Origin of the sequence: Frigoribacterium sp. NBH87, from assembly GCF_014217665.1 — a bacterium.
GTDB lineage: Bacteria > Actinomycetota > Actinomycetes > Actinomycetales > Microbacteriaceae > Frigoribacterium > Frigoribacterium endophyticum.
The window spans coordinates 689,809-710,867 of the sequence record NZ_CP043650.1 but is presented as its reverse complement, the minus strand read 5'-3'; the positions used below and the strand labels follow the sequence as shown (position 1 = coordinate 710,867).

The 21,059-nt window shown below is 67.9% G+C and carries 13 protein-coding genes, 3 rRNA genes and 1 pseudogene; all 17 read left to right on the top strand.

Annotated elements, in window-relative coordinates:
- Window positions 1-17 precede the first annotated feature (17 nt).
- Window positions 18-1,331 (top strand): tyrosine--tRNA ligase, encoded by a 1,314-nt coding sequence (gene tyrS, locus F1C15_RS03275; RefSeq protein ID WP_185232932.1) that lies wholly within the window; start codon window positions 18-20, stop codon window positions 1,329-1,331.
- Window positions 1,332-2,051: 720 nt separating this feature from the next.
- Window positions 2,052-3,573, top strand: a 16S ribosomal RNA gene (locus F1C15_RS03270).
- A 477-nt stretch (window positions 3,574-4,050) separates the two neighbouring features.
- Window positions 4,051-7,174: ribosomal RNA gene (locus F1C15_RS03265) — 23S ribosomal RNA — on the top strand.
- Window positions 7,175-7,392: 218 nt separating this feature from the next.
- A 5S ribosomal RNA gene (gene rrf, locus F1C15_RS03260) occupies window positions 7,393-7,509 on the top strand.
- The 16S, 23S and 5S rRNA genes sit together here, the layout of an rRNA operon.
- A 735-nt stretch (window positions 7,510-8,244) precedes the next feature.
- Window positions 8,245-9,189: a hypothetical protein gene (locus F1C15_RS16095; RefSeq protein ID WP_255465465.1), complete on the top strand. Its 945-nt coding sequence runs from the start codon at window positions 8,245-8,247 to the stop codon at window positions 9,187-9,189.
- A complete protein-coding gene (locus F1C15_RS03255) occupies window positions 9,182-10,186 on the top strand; it encodes an HAD-IIA family hydrolase (protein WP_255465464.1) in 1,005 nt (334 codons plus the stop codon). Before F1C15_RS16095 ends, F1C15_RS03255 begins: the two co-directional genes overlap by 8 nt.
- 13 nt (window positions 10,187-10,199) lie before the next feature.
- A complete protein-coding gene (locus F1C15_RS03250; RefSeq protein ID WP_185234448.1) occupies window positions 10,200-10,409 on the top strand; it encodes a hypothetical protein in 210 nt (69 codons plus the stop codon).
- Window positions 10,410-10,468: 59 nt separating this feature from the next.
- The gene (locus tag F1C15_RS03245) at window positions 10,469-11,296 is read left to right on the top strand and encodes a TlyA family RNA methyltransferase (RefSeq protein WP_185234027.1); all 828 of its coding nucleotides are present in this window, start codon (window positions 10,469-10,471) and stop codon (window positions 11,294-11,296) included.
- Window positions 11,260-12,222 (top strand): NAD kinase, encoded by a 963-nt coding sequence (locus F1C15_RS03240; protein ID WP_185232930.1) that lies wholly within the window; start codon window positions 11,260-11,262, stop codon window positions 12,220-12,222. The genes F1C15_RS03245 and F1C15_RS03240 overlap by 37 nt, the downstream gene beginning before the upstream one ends.
- Window positions 12,219-13,925 (top strand): DNA repair protein RecN, encoded by a 1,707-nt coding sequence (recN, locus tag F1C15_RS03235; RefSeq protein WP_185232928.1) that lies wholly within the window; start codon window positions 12,219-12,221, stop codon window positions 13,923-13,925. The genes F1C15_RS03240 and recN overlap by 4 nt, the downstream gene beginning before the upstream one ends.
- A gap of 89 nt (window positions 13,926-14,014) precedes the next feature.
- Window positions 14,015-15,772: a CTP synthase gene (locus F1C15_RS03230; RefSeq protein WP_185234025.1), complete on the top strand. Its 1,758-nt coding sequence runs from the start codon at window positions 14,015-14,017 to the stop codon at window positions 15,770-15,772.
- On the top strand, window positions 15,772-16,341 hold the full coding sequence (locus F1C15_RS03225) for an NUDIX hydrolase (protein WP_185232926.1): 570 nt from the start codon (window positions 15,772-15,774) through the stop codon (window positions 16,339-16,341). Before F1C15_RS03230 ends, F1C15_RS03225 begins: the two co-directional genes overlap by 1 nt.
- Window positions 16,342-16,363: 22 nt before the next feature.
- Entirely contained in the window at window positions 16,364-17,299 is a 936-nt protein-coding gene (locus tag F1C15_RS03220) for a site-specific tyrosine recombinase XerD (protein WP_185232924.1), read from the top strand.
- A 58-nt stretch (window positions 17,300-17,357) separates the two neighbouring features.
- Complete coding sequence (locus F1C15_RS03215) at window positions 17,358-18,266, top strand: ParA family protein (RefSeq protein ID WP_082514396.1); 909 nt, start codon at window positions 17,358-17,360, stop codon at window positions 18,264-18,266.
- Window positions 18,267-18,351: 85 nt separating this feature from the next.
- Window positions 18,352-19,146, top strand: a complete 795-nt coding sequence (locus F1C15_RS03210) for a ScpA family protein (protein WP_056056006.1) — start codon at window positions 18,352-18,354, stop codon at window positions 19,144-19,146.
- Complete coding sequence (scpB, locus tag F1C15_RS03205) at window positions 19,136-19,738, top strand: SMC-Scp complex subunit ScpB (protein ID WP_185232922.1); 603 nt, start codon at window positions 19,136-19,138, stop codon at window positions 19,736-19,738. The genes F1C15_RS03210 and scpB overlap by 11 nt, the downstream gene beginning before the upstream one ends.
- Window positions 19,728-20,519 (top strand): annotated as a pseudogene (locus F1C15_RS16090) (pseudouridine synthase); the annotation flags it as partial. The gene scpB and the pseudogene F1C15_RS16090, both read left to right, overlap by 11 nt.
- Window positions 20,520-21,059: the final 540 nt, after the last annotated feature.

The following is a 21,059-nucleotide window of genomic DNA, read 5'->3' as shown; positions in this document are numbered from 1 at the left end:
GCTGGTACCGTTCTCGGGTGAGCACTGGAACCACCGCGGACGTCCTGGCCGGGCAGAGCAACGACCCGACGTTCGACGACGTGTGGGAGGAGCTGCAGTGGCGCGGCCTCGTCCACGTCTCGACCGACGCCGAGGCCCTCAAGGCCCTCCTCGCCGGGCCCCCGATCACGTACTACTGCGGCTTCGACCCGACCGCGTCGAGCCTGCACCTCGGCAACCTCGTGCAGCTGCTGCTCATGCGTCGCCTCCAGCTGGCCGGCCACCGGCCCCTCGGCCTCGTCGGCGGCTCGACGGGCCTGATCGGCGACCCGCGCCCCACGGCCGAGCGCACGTTGAAGACGCCCGAGCAGACGGCCGAGTGGGTCGAGCGCATCCGGGTGCACGTCGAGAAGTTCCTGTCGCCGGAGGGGGTGAACGGCCTGCGGGTCGTCAACAACCTCGACTGGACGGCGCCGCTCTCGGCGATCGAGTTCCTCCGCGACATCGGCAAGAACTTCCGCGTCGGGACGATGCTCAAGAAGGACGCCGTCAGCGCACGCCTCAACTCCGACGCCGGCATCAGCTACACGGAGTTCAGCTACCAGATCCTCCAGGGCCTCGACTTCCGTGAGCTGTACCGCGCGTACGACTGCGTGCTGCAGACCGGGGGCAGCGACCAGTGGGGCAACCTCACGAGCGGCACGGAGCTGATCCGTCGCTCCGAGGGAGTCGCGGTGCACGCCATCGGGACGCCCCTGATCACCAACACCGACGGCACCAAGTTCGGCAAGAGCGAGGGCAACGCCGTCTGGCTCGACGCCGAGCTGACCAGCCCCTACGCGATGTACCAGTTCTGGCTCAACACCGACGACGGCGACGTGGTGTCGCGCCTGCGGGTGTTCACCTTCCTCGACCGGGCCGAGATCGAGCGTCTCGAGCAGGCCGTCGCGACGGAGCCGTTCCGGCGGGAGGCGCAGCGCACCCTGGCCTGGGAGGTCACGCGCCTGGTCCACGGCGAGGCCGCGACCCAGGCCGCCATCGACGCCGCCGCGGCGCTCTTCGGGCAGGGCGACCTCGACGCCCTCGACGAGTCGACCCTCGCCAGCGCGATCGCGGAGCTGCCGACCGCGGAGGTCGCCGCCGACGCGACGGTCGCGCAGGCGCTCGTCGACACCGGGCTCGTCACGTCCTTGGGCGCTGCCCGTCGCGCGGCGACCGAGGGCGGGGTCTACGTGAACAACGCCCGGGTCGCCGATGCCGACGCCCTCGTGGGGGAGTCGCTCCTGCCCGGTCGGGTCGCGGTGCTCCGCCGGGGCAAGAAGACCCTCGCCGGAGTGCGCGTCAGCGCCTAGCCCTCCGACCCGTCCACAGACCCGCCCCCGGCAGACGCCGGTGGGCGGGTCTCGTCGTTCCGGGGACGAGACGACCCTGCCGGCCGGGGGCCGTTCGGCAGGGGTGCACCCGTCGGCAGACTTGCCCCTGGGGGGCCGTGTGCGGCTGTCTGCGGGGTGTTCACGTGTTGGACCCTTGATTTTCCGGGGTTGGTGGTTGCGACACGCCCGGGATGTGTGGGGGTTTGGACGTTGGGCGGGTGGTGCCTGTAATGTTCTTTCTTGTCACCACAACGGTGCGGCGAAGCGAAGCTTCACCGGCCTCAAGCTGACCAGCCTCCAAGTCCTCGAGTTGCCTACACGGCCTCGGACCAAGTGGGTTGCGAACACTGATCCACATGGTGTAGCGTCATGGCTCGTTGCGAAAGCGACACCGGCTCCTTACGGGGGTCGAAGAGCGGTGGTCTTACATGGTGAAGATCGGTGCTAAGGTTTCACAGCTGCCTCGGACGAGGGCCTTTATATAGGTCGGGTTCCGGGTGCGTTTGGTCCTTGAGAACTCAACAGCGTGCACATTGTCAAATGCCAAATTATACCCTGGCATCGTGATGAACTTCGGTTCTGAGTGGTGTTTAGGTTTCTTTGAGATTGATGGACAACAACAATCGTCAGATTGTTTTGTTCTTTGGTCAGCATCAAATTCAGCAGATCCGGCCTTTTTCCGGTTGGTCTGTTTTTTCTTTTACGGAGAGTTTGATCCTGGCTCAGGACGAACGCTGGCGGCGTGCTTAACACATGCAAGTCGAACGATGAACTCCAGCTTGCTGGGGGGATTAGTGGCGAACGGGTGAGTAACACGTGAGTAACCTGCCCTTGACTCTGGGATAAGCGCTGGAAACGGCGTCTAATACCGGATACGAGCTTCAGCCGCATGGCTAGGAGTTGGAAAGAATTTCGGTCAAGGATGGACTCGCGGCCTATCAGCTAGTTGGTGAGGTAATGGCTCACCAAGGCGACGACGGGTAGCCGGCCTGAGAGGGTGACCGGCCACACTGGGACTGAGACACGGCCCAGACTCCTACGGGAGGCAGCAGTGGGGAATATTGCACAATGGGCGAAAGCCTGATGCAGCAACGCCGCGTGAGGGATGACGGCCTTCGGGTTGTAAACCTCTTTTAGTAGGGAAGAAGCGAAAGTGACGGTACCTGCAGAAAAAGCACCGGCTAACTACGTGCCAGCAGCCGCGGTAATACGTAGGGTGCAAGCGTTGTCCGGAATTATTGGGCGTAAAGAGCTCGTAGGCGGTTTGTCGCGTCTGCTGTGAAATCTGGGGGCTCAACCCCCAGCCTGCAGTGGGTACGGGCAGACTAGAGTGCGGTAGGGGAGATTGGAATTCCTGGTGTAGCGGTGGAATGCGCAGATATCAGGAGGAACACCGATGGCGAAGGCAGATCTCTGGGCCGTAACTGACGCTGAGGAGCGAAAGCGTGGGGAGCGAACAGGATTAGATACCCTGGTAGTCCACGCCGTAAACGTTGGGAACTAGATGTGGGGACCATTCCACGGTCTCCGTGTCGCAGCTAACGCATTAAGTTCCCCGCCTGGGGAGTACGGCCGCAAGGCTAAAACTCAAAGGAATTGACGGGGGCCCGCACAAGCGGCGGAGCATGCGGATTAATTCGATGCAACGCGAAGAACCTTACCAAGGCTTGACATATACCGGAAACGGCCAGAGATGGTCGCCCCGCAAGGTCGGTATACAGGTGGTGCATGGTTGTCGTCAGCTCGTGTCGTGAGATGTTGGGTTAAGTCCCGCAACGAGCGCAACCCTCGTTCTATGTTGCCAGCACGTTATGGTGGGAACTCATAGGAGACTGCCGGGGTCAACTCGGAGGAAGGTGGGGATGACGTCAAATCATCATGCCCCTTATGTCTTGGGCTTCACGCATGCTACAATGGCCGGTACAAAGGGCTGCGATACCGTAAGGTGGAGCGAATCCCAAAAAGCCGGTCTCAGTTCGGATTGGGGTCTGCAACTCGACCCCATGAAGTCGGAGTCGCTAGTAATCGCAGATCAGCAACGCTGCGGTGAATACGTTCCCGGGCCTTGTACACACCGCCCGTCAAGTCATGAAAGTCGGTAACACCCGAAGCCAGTGGCCTAACCCCTTGTGGGATGGAGCTGTCGAAGGTGGGATCGGTGATTAGGACTAAGTCGTAACAAGGTAGCCGTACCGGAAGGTGCGGCTGGATCACCTCCTTTCTAAGGAGCATGTACCAGCCCTGCTGTTTACACAGGGATCATCTGGTCAAGTCAGTACTAGAGCGAATGTCTCTGGCTGGCGCTCATGGGTGGAACATTGACAATGGTCGTTTTGTGACGGCGCAGTGCTTAGTACGATCTCTTCGGAGGTGTGGAACGGTGTGGCGCACAAGCGGAACGGTATGCACGCTGTTGGGTCCTGAGGGACCAAGCTTCCACGCTCTTCGGGGTGTGGGGTTTTACCTCTGGGCCAGGAGAGTCCTGCATGTATCGCAGGGTGATTCTGGTGCCGCCCGTATTTTGAGAACTACACAGTGGACGCGAGCATCTTAGTCGCAAATCAAGAGCTGGCCCTTTAGGGGGTTGGTGACCGGGTTTGTGATACTAAGTGCAATTTCTTAGACCAACTCAGCCTTCGGGTTGGGTTGGCGAATGAGATAACACTGAGCTGCCAGCTTTGGCTGGTGGCAACTTTGTGGTCAAGTTTCTAAGAGCAAACGGTGGATGCCTTGGCATCTGGAGCCGAAGAAGGACGTAGAAATCTGCGATAAGCCTCGGGGAGCTGATAATCGAGCCCTGATCCGAGGATTTCCGAATGGGGAAACCCCGCCAGGCGTTTTGACCTGGTGACTCCCGCCTGAATATATAGGGCGGGTAGAGGGAACGTGGGGAAGTGAAACATCTCAGTACCCACAGGAAGAGAAAACAACAGTGATTCCGTGAGTAGTGGCGAGCGAAATCGGAAGAGGCTAAACCGGTCATGTGTGATAGACGGCGGTCGTTGCATGGTCGGGGTTGTGGGACCCGTTGTCCTGTTCTGCCGGACAGGAACAGTTACAGCGCAGTATAGGCGAACAGCTTTGAATGGCTGGTCATAGAGGGTGCGAACCCCGTAGCCGAAATGCTGGCGCTGGCTGAATGGGGATCCCAAGTAGCTCGGGGCCCGAGAAATCCCGTGTGAATCTGTCAGGACCACCTGATAAGCCTAAATACTCCCAGATGACCGATAGCGGACAAGTACCGTGAGGGAAAGGTGAAAAGTACCCCGGGAGGGGAGTGAAATAGTACCTGAAACCGTTTGCTTACAAACCGTTGGAGCCTCCTTGTAGGGGTGACAGCGTGCCTTTTGAAGAATGAGCCTGCGAGTTAGCGATATGTGGCGAGGTTAACCCGTGTGGGGTAGCCGTAGCGAAAGCGAGTCTTAAGAGGGCGATCCAGTCGCATGTCCTAGACCCGAAGCGAAGTGATCTATCCATGGCCAGGTTGAAGCGACGGTAAGACGTCGTGGAGGACCGAACCCACTTCAGTTGAAAATGGAGGGGATGAGCTGTGGATAGGGGTGAAAGGCCAATCAAACTTCGTGATAGCTGGTTCTCTCCGAAATGCATTTAGGTGCAGCGTTGCGTGTTTCTTGCCGGAGGTAGAGCTACTGGATGGCCGATGGGGCCCAAAAGCTTACTGACGTCAGCCAAACTCCGAATGCCGGTAAGTGAGAGCGCAGCAGTGAGACGGTGGGGGATAAGCTTCATCGTCGAGAGGGAAACAACCCAGACTACCAACTAAGGTCCCTAAGCGTGTGCTAAGTGGGAAAGGATGTGGAGTTGCATAGACAACCAGGAGGTTGGCTTAGAAGCAGCCACCCTTGAAAGAGTGCGTAATAGCTCACTGGTCAAGTGATTCCGCGCCGACAATGTAACGGGGCTCAAGCACACCACCGAAGTTGTAGATTTCGTATTATAGACAAGCCTTCGTGGTTCAGTCGTACGGAGTGGTAGGAGAGCGTCGTGTGGCCAGTGAAGCGGCGGTGTAAACCAGCCGTGGAGGCCACACGAGTGAGAATGCAGGCATGAGTAGCGAAAGACGGGTGAGAAACCCGTCCTCCGAAAGACCAAGGGTTCCAGGGCCAGGTTAATCCGCCCTGGGTAAGTCGGGACCTAAGGCGAGGCCGACAGGCGTAGTCGATGGACAACGGGTTGATATTCCCGTACCGGCGAAGAACCGCCCAAGCTAATCCAGTGGTGCTAAGAGTCCTAACCCGGCTGAGCGGATCCCTTCGGGGTGATGCCGGCCGGTCTAACGCTCGACCCCATGCTGGTGCGGTTAGCGTATTAACAGGTGTGACGCAGGAAGGTAGCTGAGCCAGGCGATGGTATCCGTAAGGTGAACCTGGTGTAAGGATGTAGGGCTGACGATAGGCAAATCCGTCGTCAATGTGCCTGAGACCCGATGCGTACCCCGATTGGGGGAAATCAGTGATCCTATGCTGCCGAGAAAAGCATCGACGCGAGGTTCAAGCCGCCCGTACCCCAAACCGACTCAGGTGGTCAGGTAGAGAATACCAAGGAGATCGAGAGAATCGTGGTTAAGGAACTCGGCAAAATGCCCCCGTAACTTCGGGAGAAGGGGGGCCGGAACCGTGATGGGATTTACTCCCGGAGCGGGAAAGGCCGCAGAGACCAGTGGGAAGCGACTGTTTACTAAAAACACAGGTCCGTGCCAAGTCGCAAGACGATGTATACGGACTGACGCCTGCCCGGTGCTGGAAGGTTAAGAGGAAGGGTTAGCGCAAGCGAAGCTCAGAATTTAAGCCCCAGTAAACGGCGGTGGTAACTATAACCATCCTAAGGTAGCGAAATTCCTTGTCGGGTAAGTTCCGACCTGCACGAATGGCGTAACGACTTCCCAGCTGTCTCAACCGCGAACTCGGCGAAATTGCACTACGAGTAAAGATGCTCGTTACGCGCAGCAGGACGGAAAGACCCCGTGACCTTTACTACAGCTTGGTATTGGTGTTCGGAGTGGCTTGTGTAGGATAGGTGGGAGACTGTGAAGCTTGGACGCTAGTTCAGGTGGAGTCATTGTTGAAATACCACTCTGGTCACTTTGGATATCTAACTACGAACCGTGATCCGGTTCTGGGACAGTGCCTGGTGGGTAGTTTAACTGGGGCGGTTGCCTCCTAAAGGGTAACGGAGGCGCCCAAAGGTTCCCTCAACCTGGTTGGCAATCAGGTGTCGAGTGTAAGTGCACAAGGGAGCTTGACTGTGAGACTGACAAGTCGAGCAGGGACGAAAGTCGGGACTAGTGATCCGGCAGTGGCTTGTGGAAGCGCTGTCGCTCAACGGATAAAAGGTACCTCGGGGATAACAGGCTGATCTTGCCCAAGAGTCCATATCGACGGCATGGTTTGGCACCTCGATGTCGGCTCGTCGCATCCTGGGGCTGGAGTAGGTCCCAAGGGTTGGGCTGTTCGCCCATTAAAGCGGTACGCGAGCTGGGTTTAGAACGTCGTGAGACAGTTCGGTCCCTATCCGCTGCGCGCGTAGGAAATTTGAGAAGATCTATCCCTAGTACGAGAGGACCGGGATGGACGAACCTCTGGTGTGTCAGTTGTCCTGCCAAGGGCACCGCTGATTAGCTACGTTCGGAACGGATAACCGCTGAAAGCATCTAAGCGGGAAGCCGGCTTCGAGATGAGATTTCCATACCCTTCGGGGTGAGAGGCTCCCAGCTAGACTACTGGGTTGATAGGCCGGATGTGGAAGTGGGGACTAACGACCCATGGAGCTGACCGGTACTAATAAGCCGATAACTTGACAACACTCTTCCCTTGTAGAGGGGAAGAAAGATTGCTTCGCGTCCACTATGTGGTTCCCGGAAGACGGTCGGTAACGACCCGTTCTTTACGGAAACAACCCCGCCACCAGGCACCGTTCCCTGGTGCGGGACAACAGAACAGACAAGTCCCATCACCTCGTGGTGGGCATGGTCTGGAACAGACTTCACCACATGCCCTTTGGGTGTGTGTGTGGTAAATGTTTCGGCGGCCATAGCGAGAGGGAAACGCCCGGTCCCATTCCGAACCCGGAAGCTAAGACTCTCAGCGCCGATGGTACTGCAAGGGGGACCTTGTGGGAGAGTAGGACACCGCCGGACTTCCTTTAGTGCCCAGCATGACTGGCACACCGAAAGGCCCCTCCACAGGAGGGGCCTTTCGTGTTTCTCCGCCCTTCGCGGGCGATGGCCCTGAGATAGAGTCGGGGCGCCACAACACAACAGCAGCCAGAAGACCCGAGGAGAACCTCTGTGAGCGACCGCGACGACGACCGAGACGACCGGCCCCGACGTTCCCCTTCCTCTGGCGGCTCCACAGGCTCCGGCAGCGGTCGTGCCGGCGGACGCCGTGACGCGCGAGGCCCGGCACAGGGCAGCTCCGACGGGCAGCGCGGCTCGGCTGACCGCCGGTCGGGTTCTGGCCCCCGTCAGGGAGATCGGCCTCAGAGGTCCGATCGTCCGTCCAGCGACCGACCGCAGCGTTCTGACCGTCCGTCGTACGGTGACCGTCCGCAGCGGTCCGACCGCCCGTCGGGTGATCGACCGCAGCGGTCAGATCGCCCGTCGTACGGTGACCGTCCGCAGCGATCCGACCGCCCTTCGGGTGATCGCCCGCAGCGCTCGGACCGTCCGTCCTACGGCGACCGCCCCCAGCGGTCCGACCGTCCGGGCGGGGGCGACCGTCGGGGCGCGCCTGGCCGCGGGGCCGCAGCCGGCGGTCGTGGTGGTGGCCGCGACTCCTTCAACTCGCGGGATCGCCAGACCCCGGAAGAGCGCGACCCGTACGGACTGAAGTCCGTCCGGCCGGCCCAGGAGGTCGCCCACGTCCCTGACGACGTGGAGCCCCGCGACCTCGACAAGGTCGCTCGTGGCGAGCTCAAGACGCTGAGCAAGGAGAACGCCGACTGGGTCGCCAAGCACCTCGTGATGGCAGGTCGCCTCATCGACGAGTACCCGGAGGAGGCGCACAAGCACGCCCTCTCGGCTGGTCGTCGTGCGGGCCGCATCGGCGTCGTCCGCGAGACGATCGCCATCACGGCCTACACCGTCGGTGACTACGCCATGGCCCTCCGCGAGCTGCGCACGTACCGTCGCATCTCCGGTCGTGACGACCACCTGCCCCTGATGGTCGACAGCGAGCGGGGCCTCGAGCGTCCGGAGCGCGCCCTCGAGCTGGGCCGCTCGGTCGACGTGGCCACGCTCGACGTTCCCGTCCGCGTGCAGCTCGCCATCGCGATGTCGGGCGCGCGCCTCGATCTCGGTCAGCCCGACGCCGCCCTGCGTGAGCTCGAGATCCCCCAGCTCGACCGCAAGAAGGCCTTCTCGTACAGCCCTGCGCTCTTCGACGCGTACGCGACGGTGCTCGACGACCTCGGTCGGGAGTCCGAGGGCGACGAGTGGCGTGCCCTCTCCGAGCGCGCGTCCGCTGCTCTCGACGCTCTGGCCGGCGGAGACGACCTCGAGACCGTCGAGATCGTCGAGGAGGAGCTCGAGGTCGACCTCGACGACGAGTGGATCGACGTCGAGGGCGTGACCGCCGAGGTCACCTCCGACGACGAGGACCCCGGGGACGCGGACGCCCCCGTCGGGGACGAGCAGGGGACGGACGACGTCGTCGACTCGCCTGCTGACGACGAGGAGGCTGCGGACGACGAGGACGCTGAGGACGACCACGGCGGCGACGAGCACGGCGACGGCGAGCAGTCCCAGGACGAGCAGCCCCAGGACGAGCAGTCCCAGGACGAGCAGTCCCACGACGAGCAGGCCGACGACCGTGGCTGACGGTCCGTCGCCGCTCGACGGCGTCGACACGGTGCTGGCCGACCTCGACGGCGTCGTGTACCGGGGCCGCGCTGCCGTGCCGCACGCTGTCGAGAGCCTGACCGCCGCCTCCCGCACCCACCGTGTCGGCTACATCACCAACAACGCGTCGCGCACCGCGGCCACGGTGGCCGAGCAGCTCTCCGGCTACGGGCTGACGGTGGGGGAGGACGACGTGGTGACCTCCCCGCAGGCGGCTGTGCGCCTCCTCGCGGACGCCGTGCCGGCCGGCTCGACCGTCCTCGTCGTGGGCGGGGTCGGCCTGACCTCTGTGCTCGAGCAGGAGGGCTTCGTCGTCACGCGGTCGGCCGACGACCACCCCGCGGCCGTCGTGCAGGGCTTCAGCCCCGACGTGGGCTGGGCCGACCTCGCCGAGGCGTCGTACGCCCTGGCCGCCGACATCCCGTGGATCGCCACGAACACCGACTGGACCATCCCGCAGGAGCGCGGCACCGCCCCCGGCAACGGCACCCTCGTGTCGGCCGTGCACACGGCCGTCGGCCGGCTGCCGGTCACCGCGGGCAAGCCCGAGACCCCGATCTACCACGCTGCCGTCGAGCGCTTCGGCGCCACGAAGGCGCTGTTCATCGGCGACCGCCTCGACACCGACGTCGTCGGGGCGAACGAGGCCGGACTCGTCTCGGTGCTGGTGCTCACCGGCATCGACGGGGCGAAGCAGCTCCTCGCCGCCGACGCGCGGTCGCGGCCGGACTTCGTTCTCGGCGACCTCCGTGAGCTCTCGCAGCCCTACCCCCAGGTCGTCGAGCACGACGAGGGGGACGTGCACGTCGTCACCGTGCGCGGCGCGAGCGTCGCCGTGCGCGGCGGCACCGTCCGGGTCATGACGCCCGGCCCCGACCCCGTCGACCTGCTCCGGGCCGGCGCGGCCGCCGTGTGGGGCACGGGGCGGGCGATCTACGGGCTCGACATCGACCCGGCCCTCCACCCCGACGGTTAGGGTGGACGCCACCATGCAGCAGATCGACGACCCCGGGCACGAGCGCTCCGAGCACGAGCGCACGGACGACCGTCCGCCGGCGGTGCCGGGCCTGGAGGCGCGCCTCCGCCAGGTCGAGGAGTCCCCGCTGGAGTCGCGGGCCGACTCGTTCGCCGCCCTCCACCACGAGCTCCGTGGCGTGCTCGAGGGCACGACGGCCGACGGCGCGGCAGGCCCCCGGTGACGGTCGACGCCTCGGGGAAGCCCCTCCGCTCCGGACGCGGCACCTCGGCGCCCGAGCCCGTGGCCGACGAGCCAGTCGCGGCCGAGGCCGTCGACGAGCGCCTCGACGCCGCGCTCGCCCGCCGGGGCCTCGCGCGGTCCCGCACCCACGCCGCCCGGCTGCTCGCCGACGGCCTCGTGACCGTCAACGGCACGGGCGCCGTCAAGGCCTCCGCCCGTGTCTCGGTCACCGACCGCGTCGAGGTCGCCGGCCTCGACCACTACGTCAGCCGCGCCGCCCACAAGCTCGTCGGCGCCCTGGACGCGTTCGGCGTCGACCCCACTGGTCGCACCGCCCTCGACGTGGGCGCCTCGACCGGAGGCTTCACCCAGGTGCTGCTCGAGCGCGGCGCGGAGCACGTCGTCGCCCTCGACGTGGGCCACGGGCAGCTGTCGCCGTCGGTGCGCTCGGACCGCCGCGTCTCCGTCGTCGAGGGCGTCAACGCCCGCTACCTCACCGCCGAGCAGCTGCGCGGCCTCACCGACCGGGCCGACGACGTCGACCTCGTCGTGGCCGACCTCTCGTTCATCTCGCTGACGATGGTCCTCCCCGCGCTCACCGCGTCGCTCGGCACCGGCGCCGACTTCGTCCTCCTCGTCAAGCCGCAGTTCGAGGTCGGCCGCCAAGGCGTCCGCGAGGGCATCGTGCACGACCCGGCGCTGCGCGCCGAGGCCGTGACGACCGTGCTCTGGGCTGCCCACGACCTCGGCCTCGGCACGGCGGGGCTCATCCCCTCACCGATCGTCGGGACGGCGGGCAACAAGGAGTACGTGGTGCACTTCTCGGCCTCGACCGGGACGAATCCGACAGAATGGCTGAGCACGGCAGACACCACGACGGGAGCGTGAGAGAGATCACTTCGACACGACACATCCTCGTCGTCTCGCACACGGGGCGACCGGACTCCATCGGGGCGGCGCTGGAGGTCTGCGGCCTCCTGCGCGCGGCCGGTGTCGTGCCCGTCCTGCCCCTCGACGAGTGGAACGACATCCGCGTCGCGGCCCCCGAGGTCGGCGAGGTCCACATCCTCGGCGACGACGTCCTGGCCGACCAGCTCGAGTGCGTCATCGTGCTCGGCGGCGACGGCACCATCCTCCGCGCGGCCGAGCTCGTGCGCGGCACCCGGTCGCCCATCATCGGCGTCAACCTCGGTCACGTCGGGTTCCTCGCCGAGAGCGAGCGCGACGAGATGACCGAGACGGTGCAGCGCGTCCTCGCCGCCGACTACGACGTGGAGGAGCGGTTCGCCCTCGACGTCACGGTCACCACCGACTGCGAGGTCGTCTACCGCACCTGGGCGATGAACGAGGCGACGGTCGAGAAGGCGTCCCGCGAGCGGATGCTCGAGGTCGTCATCGAGGTCGACGGGCGGCCGCTCTCCTCCTTCGGCTGCGACGGCGTCGTCATGTCGACCCCGACCGGCTCGACCGCCTACTCCTTCTCGGCCGGCGGCCCCGTCGTCTGGCCCGAGGTGCAGGCGCTGCTCCTCGTGCCGCTGAGCGCCCACGCGCTCTTCGCCCGCCCGCTCGTGGTGGGCCCCGACTCCACCCTCGCCGTCGAGGTGATGAACCGCACCGACGCCAAGGGCATCCTCTGGTGCGACGGCCGACGCGAGCACGACCTGCCGCCCGGGGCCCGGGTGGAGTGCACCCGCTCGACGCAGCCGGTGCTGCTGGCGCGCCTCCGCCAGGGGCCGTTCACCGACCGCCTCGTGGCGAAGTTCCACCTCCCGGTCACCGGCTGGCGCGGGCCCGACCAGGCGGCCGCCGAGTGATCGAGGAGATCGCGATCCGCGACCTCGGCGTCATCGGGCGGGCGACCCTGCCCCTCGGCCCCGGGTTCACGGCCGTCACCGGCGAGACCGGCGCGGGCAAGACCATGGTCGTGACCGCCCTCGGCCTCCTGCTCGGCCAGCGGGCCGAGAGCGGCATCGTCCGCTCCGGCAGCGCCCAGGCGGTCGTCGACGGCCGCTGGGTCGTGCCCGAGGAGGGCTCGGTGGTCTCGCGCGTGCGCGACGCCGGGGGAGACGTCGACGACGGCGAGCTGTTCCTCAGCCGCGTCGTCTCGGCGGAGGGCCGCAGCCGGGCCGTCGTGGGCGGGCGCACCGCCCCGATCGGCGTCCTGGGCGACCTCGCCGACCACCTCGTCGTGGTGCACGGTCAGAGCGAGCAGATCCGGCTGAAGTCGGCGCAGGCGCAGCGCGCCGCCGTCGACGCCCACGGCGGCGCCCCGCTCGCCGAGGCGGCCACGTCGTACCGGTCGGCCTACGACGCCTGGCAAGCGGCCCGGGCGGAGCTCGACGAGATCACCCGCGACCGCGACGCCCGCCGGGCCGAGGCCGAGGCGCTGCGCGAGGCGATCGACGAGATCGAGGCGGTCTCGCCCGTCGCGGGCGAGCTCGACGAGCTCGACGCCACGGCCGAGCGGCTCAGCAACTCCGAAGACCTGCGGCTCGCCGCCGGGCTCGCCCACGAGATCCTGTCCACCGACGCGGTCGACGGCACCCGCGACGTCCTCTCGCTCGTCGAGGAGGCACGGCGCCAGGTCGAGCGGGTGGCCCCGCACGACGCCGCGCTGCAGCCGATCGCCGACCTGCTCGCCGAGGTCAGCGTCCAGGTCAGCGAGTCGTCGTCGCGGCTCTCCAGCTACCTCGGCAGCCTCGACGCCGACGCGGCCGGCGACCTGGAGGTCGTCCAGACGCGGCGGGCCGAGATCGGCTCGCTGCTCCGTAAGCACGGCCCGACCGTCGACGACGCGCTGCGCCTGCTCGACGAGGGCAGCCGCCGTCTCGTCGAGCTCGACAGCGACGACGACCGCTTGGCGCAGCTCGACGACGAGGTCGAGCAGTTCCGGGCGGAGGCGGAGGCCAGGGCGAGCGTCCTCACCGACCTGCGCCGCGCCTCCGGAGCCGACCTGTCGAGCCGGGTCAGCGCGGAGCTCCGCGCGTTGGCGATGGCCGGCGCCGAGATCGTCGTCGAGGTCTCGCCCCGCGGCGAGCTGGGCGCGTCCGGGGCCGACGCCGTGGCGCTCCTGCTGCGCCCGCACCCGGGCAGCGAGCCGCGCCCGCTCGGCAAGGGCGCCTCGGGCGGCGAGCTCTCGCGCGTCATGCTCGCCCTCGAGGTCGTCATGGCCGGGTCGAGCGAGGTGCCGACGTTCGTCTTCGACGAGGTCGACGCCGGCGTCGGCGGCGCCGCGGCCATCGAGATCGGCCGCCGCCTCGCGGCTCTCGCCGAACGGGCCCAGGTGATCGTCGTGACGCACCTCGCGCAGGTCGCCGCCTTCGCCACGAACCACCTCCGCGTCGTCAAGGACGCCTCGGGTGAGGTCACCGCGAGCAGCGTCCAGCAGCTCGACGGCGACGAGCGCGTGGCCGAGATGGCACGCCTGCTCTCGGGCCTGCCCGACAGCGCGAGCGGGCTCGACCACGCCCGCGAGCTCCTCCAGCTGGCCTCCGCCGGCGCCGACCGGCGCCCGTGACCCGACAGCGGGGTGCCGACGGGCCCCCGCGTGACATAGGATGGAACCCCGTGGTGAACGAACAGAACTCGGGCCTTGATTCCTCCTCGATCGACGGGGGTGGCCCTTCTGAGGTCCCCTCGTCCACGGCAGCTGCTCCCGCGGCCGTCACGAAGCACATCTTCGTCACCGGCGGCGTGGTCTCGTCGCTCGGCAAGGGCCTCACGGCCGCCAGCCTCGGCAACCTGCTGACCGCCCGCGGCCTCCGCGTCGTGATGCAGAAGCTCGACCCGTACCTCAACGTCGACCCGGGCACGATGAACCCCTTCCAGCACGGCGAGGTCTTCGTGACCGACGACGGCGCCGAGACCGACCTCGACATCGGCCACTACGAGCGGTTCCTCGACATCAACCTCGACCAGGCCGCCAACGTCACCACCGGGCAGATCTACTCCACCGTCATCGCCAAGGAGCGCCGCGGCGAGTACCTCGGCGACACGGTCCAGGTGATCCCGCACATCACCGACGAGATCAAGCGCCGCATGCGGCAGCAGGCCGAGGGCGAGCTGAAGCCGGACGTCATCATCACCGAGGTCGGCGGCACCGTCGGCGACATCGAGAGCCAGCCGTTCATCGAGTCGGCCCGCCAGGTGCGCCACGAGCTCGGCCGGTCGAACGTCTTCTTCGTGCACGTCTCGCTGGTGCCCTACATGGGCGCCTCGGGCGAGCAGAAGACCAAGCCGACCCAGCACTCCGTCGCCGCGCTCCGCTCGATCGGCATCCAGCCCGACGCTCTCGTGCTCCGCAGCGACCGTCCCGTCAGCGACGCCAACAAGCGCAAGATCGCGCTGATGTGCGACGTCGACGAGGACGCCGTGGTCAACGCGAAGGACGTCGCGAGCATCTACGACATCCCGTCGATGCTCAACGACCAGGGCCTCGACAGCTACATCATCCGCCACCTCGGCCTCGCCGAGAAGGCCGGCGAGGTCGAGTGGTCGGGCTGGCAGACCGTGCTCGACGCGGTGCACCAGCCGAAGCACGAGGTCACCATCGGCCTCGTCGGCAAGTACATCGACCTGCCCGACGCCTACCTCTCCGTCACCGAGGCGCTCCGGGCCGGCGCCTTCGCGCACCAGGCGAAGGCCAAGCTCGTGTGGATCCCCTCCGACGACTGCGAGACCCCGGAGGGCGCCGCGAAGGCGCTCAGCCAGGTCGACGGCATCTGCGTGCCCGGCGGCTTCGGCATCCGCGGCATCGAGGGCAAGCTCGGCGCGCTGAAGTTCGCCCGCGAGAACGGCGTGCCCGCGCTCGGCCTCTGCCTCGGGCTGCAGTGCATGGTCATCGAGTACGCGCGCAACGAGGCGGGCCTGACCGGCGCCTCCTCGTCCGAGTTCGACCCCGAGACCGAGTTCCCCGTCGTCGCGACGATGGCCGAGCAGGTCGACATCATCGCGGGCGGCGACCTCGGCGGCACCATGCGCCTCGGCCTCTACCCGGCCGCTCTGCAGACCGGCTCGCTCGCCGCCGAGCTCTACGGCTCGGAGCTGGTGGAGGAGCGCCACCGCCACCGCTACGAGGTCAGCAACCAGTACCGCCAGCAGATCGCCGACGCCGGCCTGGTCTTCTCCGGCACGTCGCCCGACGGGACCCTCGTCGAGTACGTCGAGCTCGACCGCGCCGTGCACCCGTTCTACATCGGCACGCAGGCGCACCCCGAGCTGCGCTCGCGCCCGAACCACGCCCACCCGCTCTTCAGCGGCCTGGTCGAGGCGTCGCTCGAGCGTCAGAACTCGAGCAAGCTCTTCGCCGACGACGCGGACGGCGCCACGCCCGGCGTGACGGACGCGGCCGAGGTCGTGGCCTGATGGGCGCCGAGGGCGAGCTGCTGCGCGACGAGCCCGCCGCGCCCGTGGTGACGAGCTCGGAGACGGCGTTCGAGGGAGCGGTCTGGAACGTCGTCCGCGACACCGTCAACTACAACGGCTCGCCGATGGTGCGCGAGTACGTCGCGCACACGGGCGCCGTCGCCGTCCTGGCGGTCGACGACCAGGACCGCGTGCTCGTCATCCAGCAGTACCGCCACCCCATCCGCTCGCGCGACTGGGAGCTGCCCGCGGGGCTGCTCGACGCCGAGGGCGAGAGCAAGCTCGACGCCGCGAAGCGCGAGCTGATGGAGGAGGCCGACCTCCAGGCGACCACGTGGGACGAGCTGGTCTCGTTCCACACCTCGCCCGGCGGCAACGACGAGATGGTCACGGTCTACCGGGCCACGGGCGTCAGCGCGACCGAGGGGGCGTTCGACCGCTCCGACGAGGAGGCCGACATCGTGACGCGGTGGGTCAGCCTCGACGAGGTCGTGGAGGGCGTGCTCGCCGGCCGGCTGCACAACTCCATCCTCAGCATCGCGGCGCTCGCCGCGGTCGCGGCCCGCTGACGGCCCGACGGGGCGGCAGGCCGTGACGACCGTCGAGGAGGCGGTGGCCCGGTACCTGCGCCACGTCACCGTCGAGCGCGGCCTCTCCCCGAACACGACCGCGGCCTACCGCCGCGACCTCGTGCTCTGGCAGGCGCACCTGGCGGCGCTCGGGCGGGACTCGGTCGACGAGGTCGAGCCGGGCGACGTGGCGTCGTTCCCCGTCGCGCTGGCGACCCGGCCGGAGAAGCCGCTCGGCGCCTCCAGCGTGGCCCGGGTGCTGTCGTCGGTGAGGGGCCTGCACAGGTTCCTGGTCGAGGAGGGGCTGCTCGAGGTCGACCCGGCCGCCACGACCCGGCCGCCCAAGCTGCCGTCGCGGCTGCCCAAGGCGATCTCGGTCGCCCAGGTCGAGGCGCTGCTCGCCGCGACCGACGGCGACGAGCCCGCGCGCGTGCGCGACAAGGCGCTGCTCGAGCTGCTCTACGCGACCGGTGCCCGGGTCAGCGAGGCGGTGTCGCTGAACGTCGACGACGTGGTCGAGGGCGACGTCGTGCGGCTGTTCGGCAAGGGCGGCAAGCAGCGGCTCGTGCCGCTCGGCAGCTACGCCCGTCGGGCGCTCGACGCCTGGCTGGTGCGCGGCCGGCCCGAGTTCTCGGCCCGGGGCGACGCGACCCCCGCGCTCTTCCTCGGCGCGCGGGGCGCCCGGCTCTCGCGGCAGAACGCCTGGCTGGTGATCAGCGGCGCGGCCGACCGGGCCGAGCTGGGCCTCGACGTGTCGCCGCACACGCTGCGCCACTCGTTCGCCACCCACCTGCTCGAGGGCGGGGCCGACGTGCGCGTCGTGCAGGAGCTGCTCGGGCACGCGTCGGTGGCCACGACGCAGATCTACACGCTGGTCACGGCCGACGCCCTCCGCGACATGTACTCGACGGCCCACCCCCGGGCCCGGAAGGCCGTCAGACCTTCACCTGCCGCATGAGGCTTCCTGTGCACGGGCCGGGCGCGGCAGCCGCGCCCCGCTCGGGGGCGCTCGTACTATGGAGCCCGTGAGCACCAAGCCGACCCCGAGCACACCCGCCCTCTTCGAGAGCGCTCCGGCGGCCGTCCCCGCGAACGGCCCGACGGGGCGCCCCCGCACCGAGTTCCCGACGCCCGACGTGCTGGCGAGCCACGGCCCCGCGCGCATCATCACGCTCTGCAACCAGAAGGGCGGCGTGGGCAAGACCACGACGACCATCAACCTGGGCGCCGCGTTCGCCGAGTACGGCCGCCGCGTGCTCGCCATCGACTTCGACCCGCAGGGCGCCCTCACCGCCGGCCTCGGCGTGCAGTCGCACGACCAGTCGACGATCTACGACCTCATGATCGGCGCCGTCCGCGACGCGCACGACGTCATCGTGCCGACCCGCGTCGAGGGCCTCGACGTCATGCCGGCCAACATCGACCTCTCCGCCGCGGAGGTGCACCTCGTCAACGAGGTGGCCCGCGAGCAGATCCTCGCGCGCATCCTCCGCCAGGTCAGCGCCGAGTACGACGTCATCCTGATCGACTGCCAGCCCTCGCTGGGGCTGCTGACCGTCAACGCCCTCACCGCGGCGCACGGCGTGCTCATCCCGCTCGAGTGCGAGTTCTTCGCCCTCCGCGGCGTCGCGCTGCTCGTCGAGACCATCGAGAAGGTGCGCGACCGGCTCAACCCCGCCATCGAGCTCGACGGCATCCTGCCGACGATGTTCGACTCGCGCACGCTGCACAGCCGCGAGGTGCTCGAGCGCGTCGTCGAGGCGTTCGGCGACGAGGTGCTCGAGACCGTCATCGGCCGCACCGTCAAGTTCCCCGACGCCTCCGTCGCCGGGACCCCGATCACGAAGTTCGCGCCCGAGCACCCCGCGGCCCAGGCGTACCGCCAGCTGGCCCGAGAGCTGATCGCGCGTGGTGCCGCAGCCTGAGCCGGCCACGACGGTGACGGTCGACGTCGCTCCCGGGCGGAGCGACGTCGCGCACGGCGGTGCCTCGGCACGGGGCGACGCGCCCGTGCCGCCGGAGGTGCCCGGCTTCGCCGTGGCCCTCGACAACTTCACCGGCCCCTTCGACCTCCTGCTGACGCTGATCAGCAAGCGCGAGATGGACGTCACCGAGGTCGCGCTGAGCGCCGTCACCGACGAGTTCCTCGCCCACCTCCGACGGCTCGACACCGACGCCGACCTCGACCAGGCCAGCGGCTTCATCGTCGTCGCCGCGACCCTGCTCGACCTCAAGGTCGCCGGGCTGCTGCCGCAGGGCGAGCTCGTCGACGCGGAGGACGTGGCCCTGCTCGAGGCCCGCGACCTGCTCTTCGCCCGCCTGCTGCAGTACCGCGCGTTCAAGCTCGCCGCCGAGTGGTTCGCCGAGCGGTCGGTCGCCGAGGCCGCACGGCACGCGCGGTCGGTGCGCCTCGAGGAGAAGTACCGGGTCACGACGCCGGAGCTCGTCTGGACCCTCAGCCCCGACGACTTCGCCGCCCTCGCCACGCTCGCGCTGACGCCGGCCGAGGTGCCGACCATCGGCCTCGACCACCTGCACGCGCCGCTCGTCAGCATCCGCGAGCAGGCCGCCGTCGTCGTCGCGCTGCTGCGCGGGCGCGGGCTGCTGACCTTCCGCGAGCTCGTCTCGGGGGTCGACGTCAAGGGCGTCGTCGTCGCCCGCTTCCTCGCGTTGCTCGAGCTCTACCGGCACGGGTCGGTGTCGTTCGAGCAGATCGAGCCGCTGGGGGAGCTCAGCGTGCGCTGGGTCGCCGAGACCTGGACGGACGAGAGCCTCGCCGCGCTGGGGGCCGACTATGACGGCTGACTCCGTGACGACCGTCGCGGTCGCCGGCGACGGCGCCGGCGCCGTCGCCGTCGAGCGACGCCTGGAGGCGCTGCTGATGGTCGCGGACGAGCCGCAGTCGCTCGTCGACCTCGCCACCGCGGTCGGCGAGCCCGTCTCTGTCGTGCGCCGTGCGGTGGAGGCGCTGGTCGCGGACTTCGACGGCGTGGACGGCGGCGTGCGGCGCGGTTTCGAGCTGCGCGAGGTCGGCGTCGGCTGGCGGTTCTACGTCCGCGAGGAGCACGACCCCGTCGTCAGGGATTTCGTGATGACGCAGAACCCGTCCAGACTGTCGCAGGCGGCTCTCGAGACGCTGGCGGTCATCGCCTACAAGCAACCCATCACCCGCAGCAGCATCGCGCAGATCCGCGCGGTGAACGTCGACTCGGTCGTCCGCACGCTGCTGGGTCGAGGCCTGGTCACGGAATCGTCCACCGATCCCGAGACGGGCGCCACCACCTACGAAACGACGGAACTCCTGTTGACCCACCTCGGCATCAGCTCGCTCGACGAGCTCCCGCTGATCTCCCCGCTCCTCTCCGACGGATCCGGAGGATTCGACGATGCCCACTGACACCACCCCCACCTCTGACGACCTGCCCTCGGGCGAGCGCCTCCAGAAGGTCATGGCCGCCGCCGGCGTCGCCTCGCGCCGCGTCTCGGAAGACCTGATCGCCGCCGGCCGCGTCACGGTCAACGGCAAGGTCGTGACCGAGGCCGGTCGCCGCATCGACCCCGCGACCGACAAGGTCGTCGTCGACGGCACGGCCGTCCAGCTCGACTCGACGCGCCGCTACGTGATGCTGAACAAGCCGGTCGGCGTCGTCAGCACCCTGAGCGACGAGAACGGCCGCCCCGACCTGACGCAGTTCACCAGCGACTACGAGGAGCGCCTCTTCAACGTCGGCCGCCTCGACGTCGAGACCAGCGGACTGCTGCTGCTCACGAACGACGGCGAGCTCGCCCACGTGCTGGCCCACCCGTCGTTCGGCGTCACCAAGACCTACATCGCGAAGGTCAAGGGCCTCGTGACCCCGGCCGTCATCGCCGAGCTGCTCTCGGGCGTCGAGCTCGACGACGGCCCGATCGCGGCCGACAAGGCCGCGGTGGTCGGGGGAGGCGCGGGGCTGTCGCGCTCCGCCGACTCGTCGCTCATCGAGATCACCCTGCACTCGGGGCGCAACCGCGTCGTGCGCCGCATGCTCGAGGCGGTCGGGCACCCGGTCATCGACCTGGTGCGCCGGTCGTTCGGGCCGCTGCACCTCGGCACGCTCAAGGTCGGCCACATGCGCTCGCTGAACAAGGCGGAGCTCGGGGCCATCCTCACCATCTCGCGCGACGCCTCCCCGTCGCCCCGCGTCGACGCGATGCCCGTCACCGAGAGCGCCGACGCGCCGGTCGACGAGGCCGACGTCGTCGAGGTGCCCCTCGACGAGGCCGAGGTCGAGAAGGAGTACTACGACGAGGACGACGAGGAGTTCGACCCCGAGACCGACGCCCGCGACGCGAAGCGCCGCCGCGGGCCGTCCGGCTTCACGGGCGACGCCTCGGCCGCTCCGTCACGCCGGGCCGAGGTGCGCCGCCAGCAGGCCGGCCGCCGCGAGCCCCGCGACGAGCGCGGTGCACGCCCGGCGCGCGACGAGCGTGGCGGGTACCAGGGTCGCGACGACCGCGGTGGCCGTCCGGCCGCGCGCGACGACCGTGGCGGGTACCAGGGCCGTGACGACCGCGGCGGGCGTCCGGCCCGTGACGAGCGTGGTGGCTACCAGGGTCGCGACGACCGTGGCGGGCGACCCGAGCGTGGCGGCTACCAGGGTCGCGACGACCGTGGCGGGCGACCCGACCGTGGTGGCTACCAGGGTCGCGACGACCGTGGCGGGCGGCCCGACCGCGGT

What these genes read in the sequence shown, in the direction of transcription:
- F1C15_RS03250 (WP_185234448.1), top strand. Translation starts at nt 10,200, where the DNA reads ATGCAGCAGATCGACGACCCCGGGCACGAGCGCTCCGAGCACGAGCGC.
- F1C15_RS03240 (WP_185232930.1), top strand. Translation starts at nt 11,260, where the DNA reads ATGGCTGAGCACGGCAGACACCACGACGGGAGCGTGAGAGAGATCACT.
- F1C15_RS03225 (WP_185232926.1), top strand. Translation starts at nt 15,772, where the DNA reads ATGGGCGCCGAGGGCGAGCTGCTGCGCGACGAGCCCGCCGCGCCCGTG.
- F1C15_RS03215 (WP_082514396.1), top strand. Translation starts at nt 17,358, where the DNA reads ATGGAGCCCGTGAGCACCAAGCCGACCCCGAGCACACCCGCCCTCTTC.
- scpB (WP_185232922.1), top strand. Translation starts at nt 19,136, where the DNA reads ATGACGGCTGACTCCGTGACGACCGTCGCGGTCGCCGGCGACGGCGCC.